This window comes from Streptomyces fradiae, assembly GCF_041270065.1.
GTDB lineage: Bacteria > Actinomycetota > Actinomycetes > Streptomycetales > Streptomycetaceae > Streptomyces.
The window spans coordinates 7,060,735-7,075,285 of sequence record NZ_CP065958.1 but is presented as its reverse complement, the minus strand read 5'-3'; the positions used below and the strand labels follow the sequence as shown (position 1 = coordinate 7,075,285).

Here is a 14,551-nt window from a genome sequence, read left to right as displayed (position 1 = left end):
GCGTCAGGCGCCCGCCCGGCGCCTGCCCCGTACGCGGCGCGGGTACGGGAAGAGCCGCGGGGAGCGCTTCGCGGCCACGTCCTCGACCCAGCCGAAGGTCAGCACCAACAGTCCGGTCAGCGGAATCGCCACAAGCAGCGGGAACCACTGGCTGGTCAGCAGCCACTGGCAGTGCTCGTAGAAGAAGCCGACGGACCAGAGGGGGTCGATCAGCGGGATGGCGGCCACCAACGCGGTCTCGTGCCAGAGGTAGACGCTGACGGCGCGTGAGTTGAGCAGGCTGATCAGACCGTTCCAGCGTTCCAGCGGCCGGGGCCACTGGTCCCAGGAGGGACTGGCGTGGAGCAGGATGGCGACGAAGCCGAGGGACCACAGGGCCTGGGCTATCGGCCAGCTCTCGATGTCCGTGGGCACGGTCGGATCGACCGGTCGGGTCTGCAGGTACCACCAGCCGGCCACCATGACCAGCGGCGCCACGGACGGTACGACGTACTGCGGGATCTTCTTGAGCAGGCCCTCCTGGTGGGCCATGCCGAGGATCCAGCAGGAGCCGAACATGGCGAAGTCGCTGGCGGTCTCCCAGACCCGGCTGTAGATGAACTCCTGGTCCGCGAAGAACGTGTGCATGACGATCGTCACCGCGAGCGGCGCGGACAGCGTCACCACCGGCGCCCGGCGCAGCGCCCACAGCATCAGCGGTGAAAGCAGGACGTACCAGAGGTAGGCGCGGAGGTACCAGAGCGGGACGATGACCTGCACCGCCCAGCCGTGCCCCACGAGATGGTCGAAGCCGTTCAGCGACTCGGCGTACGGCGGAGTGCTCAGCGGCACGAGCCAGAACAGCAGCTTGCCCCACCACCAGTCCGGGTGCCCCTCGGCATCGGGCCCCCAGCCGTCGGCGAGCTCGAGGGTGAGCATGACCGCGCCGAACAGCCACATCGGCGGCAGCAGTCGGCGCAGCCGGCCCCGGATGACGCCGAGGGCGGGCCGGCTGAGCGAGCGCGCCATCAGCGACCCGGCCAGCGCGAACATCACGCCCATCGACGGAAAGACGATGGGCAGCCAGAACCAGCCGAAGTTGTGGTAGAACACCACGCGCACCAGCGCCAGCGCGCGCAGCATGTCGAGATAGCGGTCCCGGCCGCCCTTGCGCGCGGACGGTGCCGTGGGATCCGACCTCGGCTCCGGCTCCGGCTCCGGTCGCAGCACGGCGGGGATGCGCAGCTGCACGGTGTCCTGGGTGCCCCGGTACCCGAAGGATGTGTTCATGGTCAGGCCTCCACGGGTGCGGCGACCTCGCCGGTGCGCCGGAGCTTCTGCCAGCGCAGCCGGCCACCGGTCAGCGCCGTGATCGCGGACTGCAACAGGACGATGTACATCAGCTGCCGGTAGACCAGCTGCTGGATCGGCAGGCTGATCAGGTGCAGGGGCTTCTCGCCGTCGAGCCGGAAGGCGTACCAGGACAGCGCGCCCTGGAGCAGGATGAAGCCGCCCCAGCTGGCGAGGGTGATCGGGGCGTCCGCGAACAGGATGCCGTACAGCAGGAACATGTCGACCAGCGGTGCGAGCAGCGGGGCGACCACGCCGAACATCACGACGAGCGGCAGCCCGATCCGGCCGAAGCGCCCGGCCGGGCCCCGGGATGTCACGGCGCGGCGGTGCTTCCACATGGCCTGCATGGAGCCGTAGCTCCAGCGGTACCGCTGGGACCAGAGCTGCTGGAGGCTGGCGGGGGCCTCGGTCCAGGCGCGGGCGCGCTCGGCGTAGACGATCCGCCAGCCGTCGCAGAGCACCGCCATGGTGATGTCGGTGTCCTCGGCGAGGGTGTCGTCGCTCATCCCGCCGGCCTGCCGCAGGGCCTCCTTGCGGAAGGCGCCGACCGCGCCGGGGATGGTCGGGATGACGTTGAGCATGTCGTACATCCGGCGGTCCAGGTTGTGGCCGAGGACGTACTCGATGTGCTGCCAGGCGCCGATCAGGCTCTCCCGGTTGCCGACCTTGGCGTTGCCCGCGACCGCGCCGATCCGCGGGTCGCCGAAGGGCTGGACCAGTTCGCGCACGGTGGACGGCTCGAAGACGGTGTCGCCGTCCATCATCACGACGATGTCGTGCGACGCGGCCGCGATGCCGGTGTTGAGCGCGCTGGACTTGCCGCCGTTGACCTTGCGGATCAGCCGGACGAACGGCAGGTCCATCTCCTCGACGATGTCCGCGGTGCCGTCCGTGGAGCCGTCGTCGATGACGATCACCTCGATCGGATGGTCGCTGGCGATCAGGGAGTTGAGGGTGTTCGCGATGCACTCGCGCTCGTTGTAGGCCGGGACGAGGACGGTGACCGGCTCGTACACGGGTGGTCCCCACGCGTCCCGCCGCCGGGAGCGCCGGGCGTGCAGCGGCGCCAGGACCAGCATCAGCGCGAACCGGCCGAAGTTGAGGAAGCCGACGACGGCGAGGAGCGCGACGAGCACCGGCAGGGTGAGCACGGCGGCCTTGCTGGCCCAGATGAAGCACTTGCCCGCCCACAGCTGGTAGCCGTGCACCGGCACGGTGGCGTTGGTGGCGCCGAGCGCCTCGGAGACCGTGGCGAAGCGGTACCCCTCGCCCTGCAGCTTCACGATGATCTGCTCGAGCGCGGCGAGGGTCTCGGCACGGTCGCCGCCCGCGTCGTGCAGCAGGATCAGTTCGCCCGCGCCGGGCTTGCGCGGCATCGCCGCCCTGACGATCTCGTCGACGCCGGGACGCTTCCAGTCGTCGGTGTCGCGGTCGATGAACGCGGTGAGGTAGCCGTGGGAGCCCACGTACTTGATCACCGGGTAGTTCCAGTCGTCGAGCGCCGTGGCGTCGGAGGAGTACGGCGGGCGGAACAGCGCGCTGTGGACGCCCGCGACGCCGGCCAGCGCCAGTTGTGTCTGCGCCAGCTCCCAGCTGATCCGGGCGTGGGACTGGTACGCCAGATCGGGGTGGGTGAAGGTGTGCACGCCGATCTCGTGGCCGCCCGCGACGATCTGCCGGATCAGCTCCGGGTGGCGTGTGGTCATCGCGCCGGTCACGAAGAAGTCCGCGCGGACGTCGTGGGCCGCGAGCACGTCCAGGATCTTCGGGGTCCACTCGGGCGAGGGGCCGTCGTCGAAGCTCAGGACCACGGTGTGGTCGGGGATCCGATAGCTCACCGGGCGCTCGTTCTTGGCGCCGCGCGCGTCGATGACCGGGCCGCCCTTGAGCAGGTTCTGCGGCACGGTCGTCTTGTCGACCGAGGTCGCGATCCGGGTGTCGTGGAACGCCTCGTTGGTGGCGAGGCCGCGCAGGACGAGGAGCGCGAGCAGGCAGGCCAGCAGGGACAGCGGCATGAAGAAGCGCAGCGGCGGGGCAGCCAGTCGGCGCGGCCTCAGCAGGGACTGCCGACGACGCTGGTGGCGGGACAAGGGCGCTCCTGGAGAGGGGTGGTGCGGACGATCAGGCACGCTCGGGCGGCCCACAGGCGTTGCTTCCGGCGACACGAGGGTCGCGGCAGACCGGGGAAGGTCTCGATGTCCGGCGGGACGGCCGGACTTGTCGGGTGGGGTGTCGCAGTCCGCGTCCGCTAGGGCAGGGCGGGCGACAGGGGGCCCCTGGGGGGCAGGTACGAGGGCTTCGGCGGTATCTCCATCGCCGGGGCGGCCGACTGCATGCCGATGAGGCTGCTGCCCATGGCGGCCGCCAGGATCGCGCCGACCACGGAGACCGGCCAGCCGAGGCGCCGGAAGCGACGGCTGCGCAGACCCGACTGGTCGACGAACACCGGTGCCGGGGCTGGCTCCTCCTGATGCGTTTCAGCCACGCCGGGCTGTGCCGAGTGGATCGATCCGCGCCCGGAGTATGTGGCGACTTGGCGCATCATGTGTGGCCTTTTTGTGCAGGGTGTGGAGACCGGTGAAGCGTAGAGCGGACCGTAGCGCATGACCCGAGTCGATTAGGGCGTGATGTACCTATTTGACATGTTCCAATCGAGCGTTGTAACCGGATCGGTATGTCGACGGCCGTGTCCTGACACCCGGTTGGCCGAGTCGCGAACACACGGCGGGGTGGCCTGAAAGCTTCGCTAGGATGACCGCTCGATTCATGCGATCAGCGATTGATCCCCATGTAACAGGCGTGTCCAGACACCGCCGCTACGCCCCGAAACGCCCCAAGGAGCCCGTGTGAGCCAGCCCCGCCGCCGCACCTCTCGCCGCCGAGCGAGGACCGCGCTCGCGCTGCCCGCCCTCCTGTGCGCACTCGCCGCGTGTTCCGCCGACCCCGCGGCCGGCGGGGGCACCGACGCCGCCGCGCCCGCGCGGGAGGCCTCGCCGACGCCCACCGGACCGCCGGGAACCCTGTTCGACGACTTCGACTACACCGGCGCCGACGACCCTTCGCTCGCCGAGCACGGCTGGGAGATCCGTACCGGCGGGGGCGGCCCGGGGATCAAGGACACCTGGAGCGCCGACGGCGCGGCCTTCCCCGCCGACCCGACGGCCGAGGGCGGCAAGGTCCTGCGGCTGCGCTCCGCCACCGACGGCACCGCGCAGGGCACCACGCAGGTCGAGGTGCAGACCACGAGCCGGAACTTCTTCGAGGGAACCTTCGCCGCCCGGATCCACCTCAGCGACAAGCCCGTGACCGGACGCGACGGCGACCACGTCGTCCAGACCTTCTTCCCGATCTCGCCCTCGGACTCCTCGGAGAACTACAGCGAACTCGACTTCGAGTACCTGCCGAACGGCGGCTGGGGTTCGGTGGGTCCGCAGCTCGACAACGTCAGCTGGTACAAGGCCGACCCGCCGGACCGGGTCCACCACACCCTCAAGCGGAGCCTCAAGGGCTGGCACACCATGATGATCACCGCCATGGACGGCAAGGTCGTCTACTCCCTGGACGGCCAGAAGCTCTACACCAGCTCCGGCAAGTACGTCCCGCGCGAGCAGATGGACATCCACTTCAGCAACTGGCTCATCGACCTCCCCTTCACCGGCGGCCCGCGCACCTGGGACATGAAGGTCGACTGGGTCTACTACAAGGCCGACGAGGCCGTCTCCCAGAAGGACCTCCAGAAGACGGTGGACGGCTTCCACGGCGCCGGCACCGCCTACATCAACACCGTCCCGAAGCCCTGACCCCACCCGCCGCACGCTCGACCCCGTCGGCGTGCGGCTCACCGAATCCGGAGAAAGCAATCAGGGGCCGTTTCAGATCTCTCTGAAACGGCCCCTGATCTACGACTCTTTCGAGTCGGGACGACAGGATTTGAACCTGCGACCCCTTGACCCCCAGTCAAGTGCGCTACCAAGCTGCGCCACGTCCCGGTGCTCGTCCGTCCCGGGTTCGGACCCGGTGTCGGCGTGCAAGAGAACATTACCTCACTTCACGGGGTGGATCAGCACACGGGGGGTCACCGGCGCGCGGCGGCGGACAATGGGGGGATGGACACGGATCGGGGCAGCGATCGGGGCAGGGACCGGGACGCGGAGGGGCGGGCGCGGAGCGGGCGGCCGCGGGACGGGCTCGGGCGGCCGTTGGCGTACGGGGCGGAGGGGGTCGCGCGGCAGCCGGAGGGGGTGGTGCGGACGCCCGGGGAGGCGGTGCGGGAGGCGCAGCGGTTGCTGGACGCCGGGATGCCGTTCCATGCGCACGAGGTGTTCGAGGACGCCTGGAAGGCGCGGCCGGAGGGCGAGCGGGAGCTGTGGCAGGGGCTCGCGCAGCTGGCCGTGGGGCTGACGCACGCGGCGCGCGGGAACGCGACGGGCGGGGCGCGGTTGTTGCTGCGCGGGGCCGGCCGGATCGAGGGGTACGTACGGGACGGGTACGGGGACGGGGAGACGTACGGGGTGGATGTCGCCGGACTCGTCGCGTGGGCGCGGGAGCTGGCCGCCCGGGTCGGAGCGGCGGGCGGCGCCGGGGCGGTGGATGCGGTGGCGGAGGCGCCCCGGCTGCGCGGGCTCGGCGGGTGAACGCGGCGAGCGTGGCGCGGAGTTGGCGCCGGTCCGGCTGGGAGCCGGGGCAGCTGTGCGGACGTCGCCCCGCCCGTGCGCCGCTCACTGGGCGCCCAGGGCCTCCATGAGGACGGCGGTGTGGCTGACCGAGGGGTCCTTGGCGGCGGTGAGCAGGGTGACCGGCCCCTCGGCGGCGCGGGCGCGCAGCTGCGAGAGGGCCTCGGCGGCGTCCGGGGCGGCGAGCTCCTGCTCGTAACGGTGCCGGAACTCCTCGAACTCGCCGTCGGGGCCGTGGTACCAGCGCCGGAGTTCGTTCGAGGGGGTGAGGGACTTGGGCCACTCGTCGAGGTGCGCGTCGGCCTTCGCCAGGCCGCGCGGCCAGAGGCGGTCGACGAGCACCCGCAGTCCGTCGTCGGGCTCGGGCGGCTCGTAGACGCGGCGGACGCGGACCCGGACCGGCGGCCGGGAGGAGTCTGGTGCGGCGTGGGGCATGACCTCAGGGTGCCGGACGGCGGGAGAGCTCACACCTCGGCGGGCTCGTCCGGCTCAGGGCCCGGCTCCGGCCTCGGCGTCACGCCGAGCGCCGGCAGCAGCACCGCGTCCACGAAGACGCGCATGGTCGCGGCGTCGGCGAAGCGGTCCTCGAAGATGCGCTCGATGCGGAGCATGCCCAGGAAGCAGGGGGCGACGAAGCCGATGGCGGGGTTGTCGGCGGCGAGCTCGCCGCGCTCGACGCCCCGGCCGAGCATCGCGTCGAGGGCGGCGACCTCGGGCGCGATCACGGTCTCGCGGAGCGCGGCCCGCAGGTCGGGGTGCTGGATGTACGCCTGGCTGACGGCCTCCATCAGTTCGGCGTCGCGCTCGCGGCGGGAGGCGGCGACCCGGGCCGCCTCGCGCAGGTCGCCGACGAGGGAGCCCGTGTCGATGTCGGTGAAGACGGCGCAGCGGGCCTTGTCCAGGGCGGCGGTGACGAGCCGGGGCTTGGTGCCCCACTGGCGGTAGAGCGTGGCCTTGCCGCATTTGGTGCGGGCGGCGACGCCCTCCATGGTCACGGAGTCGTAGCCGCCCTCGCGCAGCAGGCAGATGACCGCCTCGTACAGCTCGGCCTCCCGCTCGGCGGTGAGCTTGCCCCGTCGGGCGGCGGCGGTCGCGGCGTGCGTGGACATCGGTTTCCTCCCGGAGACCCCGTACCCCAGCGGATGGGTTTCCGCACATCCGAGAGTAGGGGGTGCACAATCGAGACGCAAACGTATCGATACGCTTGCGTCTCGATGAAATCGGATCTACAGTCTCTCCGTTTGCTGTCCGAATTGACGGAAAAAGGGGCCGCGCCATGGCTACCGGGATACGCGGGATACGAAAGACACGTCCTGCAGGACCGGGGCCGACGGCTACCCCCGGACGGCCGCCGCTGGTGCGCGAGCTGTTGCTGGTCACGGCGCTGTTCCTGGTCTACAAGTTCGGCCGGCTCTTCGCGAACGGGCACGAGACCCGGGCCTTCCACAACGCCGACCGCGTGTGGGACCTGGAGCGGGCCGTGCACCTGCCCGGCGAGGGCGCGGTCCAGCAGTTGCTGCTGCACGGCGAAGGGCTGATCCGGGCCGCGAACACCTACTACGCGGCCGTGCACTTCCCGGCCACCCTGGCCTTCCTCGCCTGGCTGTACTGGCGCCGGCCCGCCCACTACCTCTGGTCCCGCCGGGTCCTCGCCCTCCTCACCGCCGCCGCGCTCGCGCTGCACCTGCTGCTGCCGCTCGCGCCGCCCCGGATGCTCGCGGCGAGCGGGCTCGTCGACACCGCGCGGGTGTACGGCCCCTCCGTCTACGGCGCGACGCCCGAGGCCGACTCGATGGCGAACCAGTTCGCGGCGATGCCCTCGCTGCACTTCGGCTGGGCCCTGATGGTCGCGATCGGCATCATCGCCGCGACGCGCACCCGGGCCCGCTGGCTCTGGCTGCTGCACCCGCTGCTCACCCTGCTGGTCATCGTCGGCACCGCCAACCACTACTGGTTCGACGCGCTGGTCGCCGCCGCGCTGCTCGGGCTCGCCCTGCTCGCCGTACCCGCACCGGTACGACGTCACCGCCCGCCGTACGACGACCTGGAGGCGAGGCCCCCGGTGCCGCGCACTCCCGTCACCGCCGCCGCTGCCGCCGGAGCGCTCCGATGAGCGCCGCGATGAGCGCCGGGGGCGGGGCGGCCGGCACGGTCGTCGCGGTCCTCCTCTCCCTCGTATCGGCCGCCGGTTACGCCCTCGCCGCCGTCGCCCAGTCGCGCCTCGCCTCGGCCTCCGCCGGCGGGCGCGGCGCGCTGCGCCGGCTGCTCGGCCGCCCGCAGTGGTGGTCGGCGGTGGGCCTGAACGCCGCCGGCGCGCTGGCGCACGTCGCCGCCCTCCACTACGGACCACTCACCCTCGTCCAGCCGCTCGGCGCGCTGACCCTGGTGGCGGCGCTGCCGATCGGGGCGTACGGGGCGCACCGGCGGGTCTCGCGGGTCGAGTGGCGCGGTGCGCTGTGGACCCTCGCGGGCCTGGTCGGGCTCGTGGCCGTGACCGGGCCGGTCGCGCCGGAGGAGGCGCTCGACCTGCGCGAGACCCTGCTCGTCACCGGCGTGACCCTGCTGCTCATCGGGCTGCTCGCCGCGCGCGGCCGGACCGGGGGCGGCGGGGCGGGCGGGCGGGAGCGGGGCCGGGGGCTCGGGCACGCGACGGCATCCGGGGTGGCCTCGGCGGTCGGCTCCGCGCTGACCCAGACCCTGACCGTCGCCCTCGCCCGCGACCTGCCCGGCGGCCCGACCGCCTGGTGGCAGACGGCGCTGCTCGCGGTCCTGATCGCGGCCTTCGCCGCCGGCGGTCTGCTGCTCTCCCAGGCCGCCTACCGCGGCGGCCTCGCCGCGCCGCTCGCCGTCGTCAACCTCTCCAACCCGGCCGCCGCAGCGGTCATCGGCGTGGCCCTGCTCGGCGAGACCTTCCGCGCGGGCGTCTGGGGCTGGGCGGTCGCCGCGGCGGCGGCGCTGGTGGCGGCGCGCGGCGTGGTCCTGCTGACGACGGGCGTCGGGGCGGGGGCCGGGGGCGCGGGGGCCGACGATACGGCGGCCGAGGGTGCGGACGCGGGCGCAGGCAGCGGCACCGTGCCGGTGCAGCGCCCGACGGGGCCGCGCGACGAACCCGTACTGCTCGACGGGCCGCCGCTGCTCGTCGTACCGGACACGCTCCCCGCCCCTGAACCCATCTCGTCAGGTTGACGAAAAGAGCCGCCCACCCCTATCGTCCATGCGACGACAAGGGGAGGTTCACCATGGCCGACATCACCCGCCGGGCCGGCTGGCGCCATCTGCGGTCCGCGCCCACCGCGCACGTCCGCCACCACCGGGGCGGCAAGCTGGTCCACGAGGGGACGGGGCTGAGCTTCTGGTTCCGCTCGCTGTCCGCCGCGCTGTCCGAGGTGCCGGTCGACGACCGCGAGCTGGCCATGGCGTTCCACGCCCGTACCGCCGACTTCCAGGACGTGAGCGTGCAGTCGACCGTCACGTACCGGATCGGGGACCCGGCGGCCGCCGCCACCCGGCTCGACTTCTCGCTCGACCCGGACACCGGCGCGTGGCGCGGCACCCCGCTGGAGCAGATCGGCACGCTGCTCACCGAGACCGCGCAGCAGCACGCGCTCGCCGTGCTGGCCCGGATACCGCTCGCCGAGGCGCTCGTCGACGGCGTCGGCGCGGTGCGCGAGCGGATGGCCGCCGGGCTCGCGGCCGAGCCGCGGCTGCCGGAGACCGGCATCGAGGTGGTGGCGGTACGGGTCGTGGCGCTGCGCCCCGAACCCGAGGTCGAGCGCGCGCTGCGCACCCCGGCGCGCGAGCAGATCCAGCAGGAGGCCGACCGGGCGACGTACGAGCGGCGGGCCGTCGCCGTCGAGCGCGAGCGCGCCATCGCCGAGAACGAGCTGGCCAGCAAGATCGAGCTGGCCCGGCAGGAGGAGCGGCTGGTCGACCAGCGCGGTATCAACGCCCGCCGCGAGGCGGAGGAGGGCGCGGCCGCCGACGCGGTACGGGCCGAGGCCGAGGCCGCGCGCACGGTCCGGCTCGCTCAGGCCGAGGCGGAGGCGGCCCGGGAGGTCGGCGCGGCGCGCGCCGAGGCGCAGTCCGCGTGGCTGCGGGCGCACGCCGAGGTCGCCCCGGCGACCCTGCACGCGCTCGCCGCGACCCGGGCGGCCGAGCAGCTGCCCAGGATCCAGAACCTCACGCTGTCGCCGGACGTCGTGACCGGGCTGCTCGCCAAGCTCGGCGGCGGCGGTGACGGCAGCGGTGAGAGCCGGGCCGGGGGCGCGCGGTCATGAGCCTGGCGCCGCGGGCGGTGCTCGTCCACCGCACCACGGAGTACGAGGAGTTGCTCGCCCGGCACGGCACGCACGGACAGGCCGCATTCCAACTGGCCGCGCGGGGCCGCTCGGTGGACGAGGTCCGGGAGCGGCACGAGCGCAACGGGCGGGCGCTCGCCGAGGTCGCGGCGGCCGTGCCGCTGCGCTGGCGGCAGGCCCGGGTGGAGCGGGCGGACCTGGACCGGTTCCTGTTCGGTCCGGAGGACGTGGTCGTGGTGGTCGGGCAGGACGGTCTGGTGGCGAATGTCGCCAAGTATCTGACCGGGCAGCCGGTGGTCGGGATCGACGCCGATCCGGGGCGCAATCCGGGCGTCCTGGTCCGGCACCGGCCGCGCGACGCGCGCCGGCTGCTTCCGTCGGCCGCGGGCGCCGCGGCGGCGCGGACGGGCGCGGATCTGCTCACCATGGCGGAGGCCGTCACGGACGACGCGCAGCGGCTCCTCGCGCTCAACGAGATCTACATCGGCCCGCCGGGCCACCAGACCGCCCGCTACACGCTGCGCGCCCCGTCGGCCGCGCCCGAGGCGCAGGCCTCGTCGGGCGTGCTGATCGGCACGGGTACGGGCGCCACCGGCTGGCTGCGCTCGCTCTGGCAGCAGCGTTCCAGCGCCCTGCCGCTGCCCGCCGCGACGGACGCGCGGCTCGCCTGGACGGTACGGGAGGCCTGGCCGTCGCCGGTCACCGGCACCGCGCGGGTGGAGGGGCTGCTCGGCGCGGGCGAACGGCTCGGCCTGGTCGTGGAGTCGGACCGGCTCGTGGCCTTCGGGGACGGAATGGAGGCGGACGCGCTGGAGTTGACGTGGGGTCAGTCGGTGCGGGTGGGGGTGGCGGAGACGGCGCTGCGGCTCGTGGGGTGAGCCGGGCGGGTACGCGGGTACGCGGGCGCGGTGGCGCGGCCGGAAAGCGACGGCGGGGTAACGGGCGGGGCCGCCGCCGGCATTATGCTCGGCTGCCCCGCGCCTCCCCACTTGCCGTCGCATGTCGTCGAAGGGACCCCCATGACCCTCCACGTCTCCCGCGCCTCCCTCCAGGACTGGGCCCTGGTGCGCGAGTGGTGCGCCGAGGAGGGCTGGAACCCGGGTGCGGCGGACGCCGGGGCGTTCTTCGCGCAGGACCCGGAGGGCTTCTTCGTCGGGCGGATCGACGGGGAGCCGGTGTCCGCGATCTCGGTCGTCAACTACAGCGACGCGTATTCCTTCCTGGGGTTCTATCTGGTACGGCCGGAGCTGCGCGGTCTCGGCCACGGTCTGGCGACCTGGCGGACCGCGCTCGCGCACGCGGGCGACCGGACGGTGGGGCTCGACGGGGTGCCCGCGCAGCAGGACAACTACCGCCGCTCGGGCTTCGCCCCGGCCTACCGCACGGCCCGCTACGTGGGCGAAGTCCCGCCGCCCGAGCGGCCCGTGGCGGACGTGGTGGCGGCGGAGCGGGTGGATCCGGCCGAGCTCGCCGCGTACGACAGCGCGTGCCATCCGGCCGACCGCCCGCGCTTCCTGGCGCCCTGGCTGAGCACCCCGGGACACCGGGCCCTGGTCCGGCGCACGGACGGCCGGATCAGCGGCTACGGCGTGGTCCGCCCCGCGGAGTCGGAGGCCCGGATCGGCCCGCTCTTCGCGGACACCCCGGCCGACGCGTCCGCCCTCCTCGACGCCCTCGCCACGGAGGCCCGCGCCTTCGGCTCCCCGCACGTCGCCGTCGACATGCCCGAGTCCAACCCCGCCGCCGCCCCCCTCGCCCTCTCCCGCGGCCTCACCCCCACCTTCGAAACGGCCCGCATGTACACGGGCCCGATCCGCCGGATCGCCCAGGAGCGGGTGTTCGGCGTGACAACCCTCGAACTGGGCTGAACCGCCCACGGCCGGGCGGAGCACCTCCGTCCGGCCGCGCCGGACGCCGACCGGGGACCGGTTCGCCCTCGTGGGGGGCGTTCTCCCTGGTCCAGGGCCTGTTGCCCGGGGCAATCGTCAGGTTTCCTTCCCCGCACCCTCCCCCACCCTCCCCCTGAACCCGACAAGGGTTTTCCCCGTATCGAGTTCACCTCGGCGTTCCCTACTGTCTGCCGCACCGGCAGCTCTTTCCCCACCTCCACCTGTCAGGTGCATGAGGACGGGTGACGGGTGTACGCCGGGGACGGCCTTGACCCGGGTCGTCGCGCCGGTGGCGGCGCACGGGCCCCCACGCCCAGGGAGCGAAGGACCGCGACCCCACTTCGCGCCGACGTTCCCGCGCCGCCGCCACTGCTCCCTCACGTCGTAATTCCGAAAGGGCCACACCTTGAACGGTTCCAGGCGGAGAGTCATATCCGTGCTGGTCGCGAGCGCCGCGATCCTCGGCGCCGCTGCCACCACCTCCGGGGCGTTCGCCGCCGTCCCGGCCGCTCCTTCCCCGAAGCCGGCCGCGCCGGCCTCGCAGGCGATGACCGGGCTGCCCAGCGCGCCCGTCGAGAAGGTCATCGTCACCTACAAGCCCTCGGCCGCCGAGGCCGGTTCGAACTCCGCCGCCAAGAGCGACGCCGCCGACAAGGGCGCCCGCACCGGCGAGAAGCTGTCCTTCGAGCGCCGCCTCGCCGGCGGCGCCGCGCTCGTCGACCTCGGCGGGGCCGCGGACAAGCAGGACGTCGCCGACGTCATGGCCGCCTTCAAGGCCGACCCGCAGGTCGCCTCGGTGGAGCCGGACATCCGCGCGTACCCGATGGCGGTCACGCCCAACGACACCGACTACGCCAAGCAGTGGGACCTCTTCGAGCCCACCGGCGGCATGAACGTCCCCACCGCCTGGGACAAGACGACCGGTTCCGGCGTCACCGTCGCCGTGATCGACACCGGCTACGCCGCCCACTCGGACCTGGCGACCAACATCGTCTCCGGTTACGACTTCATCTCCACCGCCTCCGACGCCCGCGACGGCAACGGCCGCGACGCGGACTCGAAGGACGAGGGCGACTGGAACGCCACCGACGGCGAGTGCGGCACCGGCTCCACCGCCTCGAACTCCTCCTGGCACGGCACCCACGTGGCCGGCACCATCGCCGCGGTCACCAACAACACCAAGGGCATCGCGGGCATCGCGTACAACGCGAAGATCCAGCCCGTGCGCGTGCTCGGCAAGTGCGGCGGCTCGTCCTCCGACATCGCCGACGCGATCACCTGGGCCTCCGGCGGCTCCGTGCCGGGCGTCCCGGCCAACCCGACGCCGGCCAAGGTCATCAACATGAGCCTCGGCGGCGCGAGCTCCACCTGCCCGAGCGTCTACCAGACCGCGATCAACGGCGCCGTCTCGCGCGGCACCACCGTCGTCGTCGCCGCGGGCAACAGCAACGCCAACGCCTCCGGCTTCACCCCCGCGAACTGCTCCGGCGTCATCACCGTGGCGTCGACCAACCGCGCGGGCGCCCGGTCGTACTACTCCAACTACGGCTCCATCGTGGACGTGGCCGCGCCCGGCGGCGAGACCCGCAACGCGACCGACACGCCCGGCACCGTCACCACCCCCGAGAACGCGATCTACTCGACGCTGAACTCGGGCCTGACGACCCAGTCGACCGAGACCTACAAGCCCTACCAGGGCACCTCCATGGCGGCGCCGCACATCGCCGGTCTCGCCGCGCTCCTGAAGTCGGCCAAGTCGACCCTGACCCCGGCCGACATCGAGTCGGCGATCAAGAGCAACGCCCGCCCGCTCCCCGGCACCTGCACCGGCGGCTGCGGAACCGGCATCGCCGACGCCGCCAAGACGGTGGACGCGGTCACCGGCGCGACCCCGCCGGCCGGCACCGTCTTCACGAACACGAACAACGTCACGATCTCGGACAACACCACCGTGTCGTCCTCGATCGCCGTCACCGGTCTGACCGGCAACGCGCCCGCCGCCCTCAAGGTCGCCGTGGACATCAAGCACACCTACCGCGGCGACCTGGTCATCGACCTGATCGCCCCGGACGGCACCGTGCGCAACCTGAAGCAGTCCTCGTCGTCCGACGGCGCCGACAACGTCCTCACCACCTACACCGTGGACGCGTCGAGCGAGGTCGCGAACGGCACCTGGAAGCTGCAGGTCCGGGATGTGTACTCGGGTGACACCGGCTACATCGACTCCTGGGGCCTGACCTTCTGATCCACCCGATCCGCTCGTCGGATCGCTGCGGAACCACCCCCCACACACCAGCATCGTCGCTGGTCAGCGAAGCGCCCGTGGTCTACACCACGGGCGCTTCCGGCAGTTGGGCGG

Annotated in this window: 13 protein-coding genes and 1 tRNA gene; 8 read left to right on the top strand and 6 right to left on the bottom strand. The window is 72.9% G+C overall.

Annotation, left to right across the window (positions count from 1 at the left end; translation table 11 throughout):
* Nucleotides 1-3: 3 nt before the first annotated feature.
* From JAO84_RS32155 to JAO84_RS32145, 3 genes are all read right to left on the bottom strand, one after another.
* Nucleotides 4-1,269 carry an acyltransferase gene (locus JAO84_RS32155; protein ID WP_370415989.1) on the bottom strand — a complete coding sequence of 422 codons (1,266 nt, stop codon included), beginning with the start codon at nucleotides 1,267-1,269 and terminating at the stop codon, nucleotides 4-6.
* A 2-nt stretch (nucleotides 1,270-1,271) separates the two neighbouring features.
* Nucleotides 1,272-3,422 carry a bifunctional polysaccharide deacetylase/glycosyltransferase family 2 protein gene (locus JAO84_RS32150; protein WP_370415988.1) on the bottom strand — a complete coding sequence of 717 codons (2,151 nt, stop codon included), beginning with the start codon at nucleotides 3,420-3,422 and terminating at the stop codon, nucleotides 1,272-1,274.
* Between the two features lie 158 nt (nucleotides 3,423-3,580).
* Nucleotides 3,581-3,817, bottom strand: a complete 237-nt coding sequence (locus JAO84_RS32145) for a hypothetical protein (protein WP_370415987.1) — start codon at nucleotides 3,815-3,817, stop codon at nucleotides 3,581-3,583.
* A 361-nt stretch (nucleotides 3,818-4,178) separates the two neighbouring features.
* Here JAO84_RS32145 and JAO84_RS32140 point away from each other — a divergent pair, with 361 nt between their 5' ends.
* Nucleotides 4,179-5,132, top strand: coding sequence for a glycoside hydrolase family 16 protein (locus tag JAO84_RS32140; protein WP_370415986.1), 954 nt, complete (start codon nucleotides 4,179-4,181; stop codon nucleotides 5,130-5,132).
* A gap of 115 nt (nucleotides 5,133-5,247) precedes the next feature.
* Here JAO84_RS32140 and JAO84_RS32135 read toward each other — a convergent pair.
* Nucleotides 5,248-5,321 (bottom strand) — tRNA-Pro (locus JAO84_RS32135).
* 117 nt (nucleotides 5,322-5,438) lie between these two features.
* On the opposite strand from JAO84_RS32135, the gene JAO84_RS32130 reads away from it, so the two are divergent.
* Nucleotides 5,439-5,966 (top strand): DUF309 domain-containing protein, encoded by a 528-nt coding sequence (locus JAO84_RS32130; RefSeq protein WP_370415985.1) that lies wholly within the window; start codon nucleotides 5,439-5,441, stop codon nucleotides 5,964-5,966.
* A gap of 84 nt (nucleotides 5,967-6,050) precedes the next feature.
* Here the strand turns inward: JAO84_RS32130 and JAO84_RS32125 are convergent, their stop codons facing one another.
* Together JAO84_RS32125 and JAO84_RS32120 are read right to left on the bottom strand one after the other, a co-directional pair.
* Nucleotides 6,051-6,440, bottom strand: coding sequence for a DUF488 domain-containing protein (locus JAO84_RS32125; protein WP_370415984.1), 390 nt, complete (start codon nucleotides 6,438-6,440; stop codon nucleotides 6,051-6,053).
* A 29-nt stretch (nucleotides 6,441-6,469) separates the two neighbouring features.
* Entirely contained in the window at nucleotides 6,470-7,114 is a 645-nt protein-coding gene (locus JAO84_RS32120) for a TetR/AcrR family transcriptional regulator C-terminal ligand-binding domain-containing protein (protein ID WP_370415983.1), read from the bottom strand.
* A 167-nt stretch (nucleotides 7,115-7,281) separates the two neighbouring features.
* Between JAO84_RS32120 and JAO84_RS32115 the strand changes: the two genes are divergently transcribed.
* From JAO84_RS32115 to JAO84_RS32090, 6 genes are all read left to right on the top strand, one after another.
* A complete protein-coding gene (locus JAO84_RS32115; RefSeq protein WP_370415982.1) occupies nucleotides 7,282-8,118 on the top strand; it encodes a phosphatase PAP2 family protein in 837 nt (278 codons plus the stop codon).
* Nucleotides 8,115-9,191 (top strand): DMT family transporter, encoded by a 1,077-nt coding sequence (locus JAO84_RS32110; protein ID WP_370415981.1) that lies wholly within the window; start codon nucleotides 8,115-8,117, stop codon nucleotides 9,189-9,191. The genes JAO84_RS32115 and JAO84_RS32110 overlap by 4 nt, the downstream gene beginning before the upstream one ends.
* A 53-nt stretch (nucleotides 9,192-9,244) precedes the next feature.
* Nucleotides 9,245-10,282 (top strand): SPFH domain-containing protein, encoded by a 1,038-nt coding sequence (locus tag JAO84_RS32105; protein WP_370415980.1) that lies wholly within the window; start codon nucleotides 9,245-9,247, stop codon nucleotides 10,280-10,282.
* Complete coding sequence (locus JAO84_RS32100) at nucleotides 10,279-11,181, top strand: hypothetical protein (protein WP_370415979.1); 903 nt, start codon at nucleotides 10,279-10,281, stop codon at nucleotides 11,179-11,181. The genes JAO84_RS32105 and JAO84_RS32100 overlap by 4 nt, the downstream gene beginning before the upstream one ends.
* 141 nt (nucleotides 11,182-11,322) lie before the next feature.
* Nucleotides 11,323-12,171, top strand: coding sequence for a GNAT family N-acetyltransferase (locus tag JAO84_RS32095; protein WP_370415978.1), 849 nt, complete (start codon nucleotides 11,323-11,325; stop codon nucleotides 12,169-12,171).
* Nucleotides 12,172-12,739: 568 nt separating this feature from the next.
* Complete coding sequence (locus JAO84_RS32090; protein ID WP_370416928.1) at nucleotides 12,740-14,437, top strand: S8 family serine peptidase; 1,698 nt, start codon at nucleotides 12,740-12,742, stop codon at nucleotides 14,435-14,437.
* Nucleotides 14,438-14,551: the final 114 nt, after the last annotated feature.

What these genes read in the sequence shown, in the direction of transcription:
- JAO84_RS32155 (WP_370415989.1), bottom strand. Translation starts at nt 1,269, where the DNA reads ATGAACACATCCTTCGGGTACCGGGGCACCCAGGACACCGTGCAGCTG.
- JAO84_RS32130 (WP_370415985.1), top strand. Translation starts at nt 5,439, where the DNA reads ATGGACACGGATCGGGGCAGCGATCGGGGCAGGGACCGGGACGCGGAG.
- JAO84_RS32125 (WP_370415984.1), bottom strand. Translation starts at nt 6,440, where the DNA reads ATGCCCCACGCCGCACCAGACTCCTCCCGGCCGCCGGTCCGGGTCCGC.
- JAO84_RS32120 (WP_370415983.1), bottom strand. Translation starts at nt 7,114, where the DNA reads ATGTCCACGCACGCCGCGACCGCCGCCGCCCGACGGGGCAAGCTCACC.
- JAO84_RS32115 (WP_370415982.1), top strand. Translation starts at nt 7,282, where the DNA reads ATGGCTACCGGGATACGCGGGATACGAAAGACACGTCCTGCAGGACCG.
- JAO84_RS32110 (WP_370415981.1), top strand. Translation starts at nt 8,115, where the DNA reads ATGAGCGCCGCGATGAGCGCCGGGGGCGGGGCGGCCGGCACGGTCGTC.
- JAO84_RS32105 (WP_370415980.1), top strand. Translation starts at nt 9,245, where the DNA reads ATGGCCGACATCACCCGCCGGGCCGGCTGGCGCCATCTGCGGTCCGCG.
- JAO84_RS32100 (WP_370415979.1), top strand. Translation starts at nt 10,279, where the DNA reads ATGAGCCTGGCGCCGCGGGCGGTGCTCGTCCACCGCACCACGGAGTAC.
- JAO84_RS32095 (WP_370415978.1), top strand. Translation starts at nt 11,323, where the DNA reads ATGACCCTCCACGTCTCCCGCGCCTCCCTCCAGGACTGGGCCCTGGTG.
- JAO84_RS32090 (WP_370416928.1), top strand. Translation starts at nt 12,740, where the DNA reads ATGACCGGGCTGCCCAGCGCGCCCGTCGAGAAGGTCATCGTCACCTAC.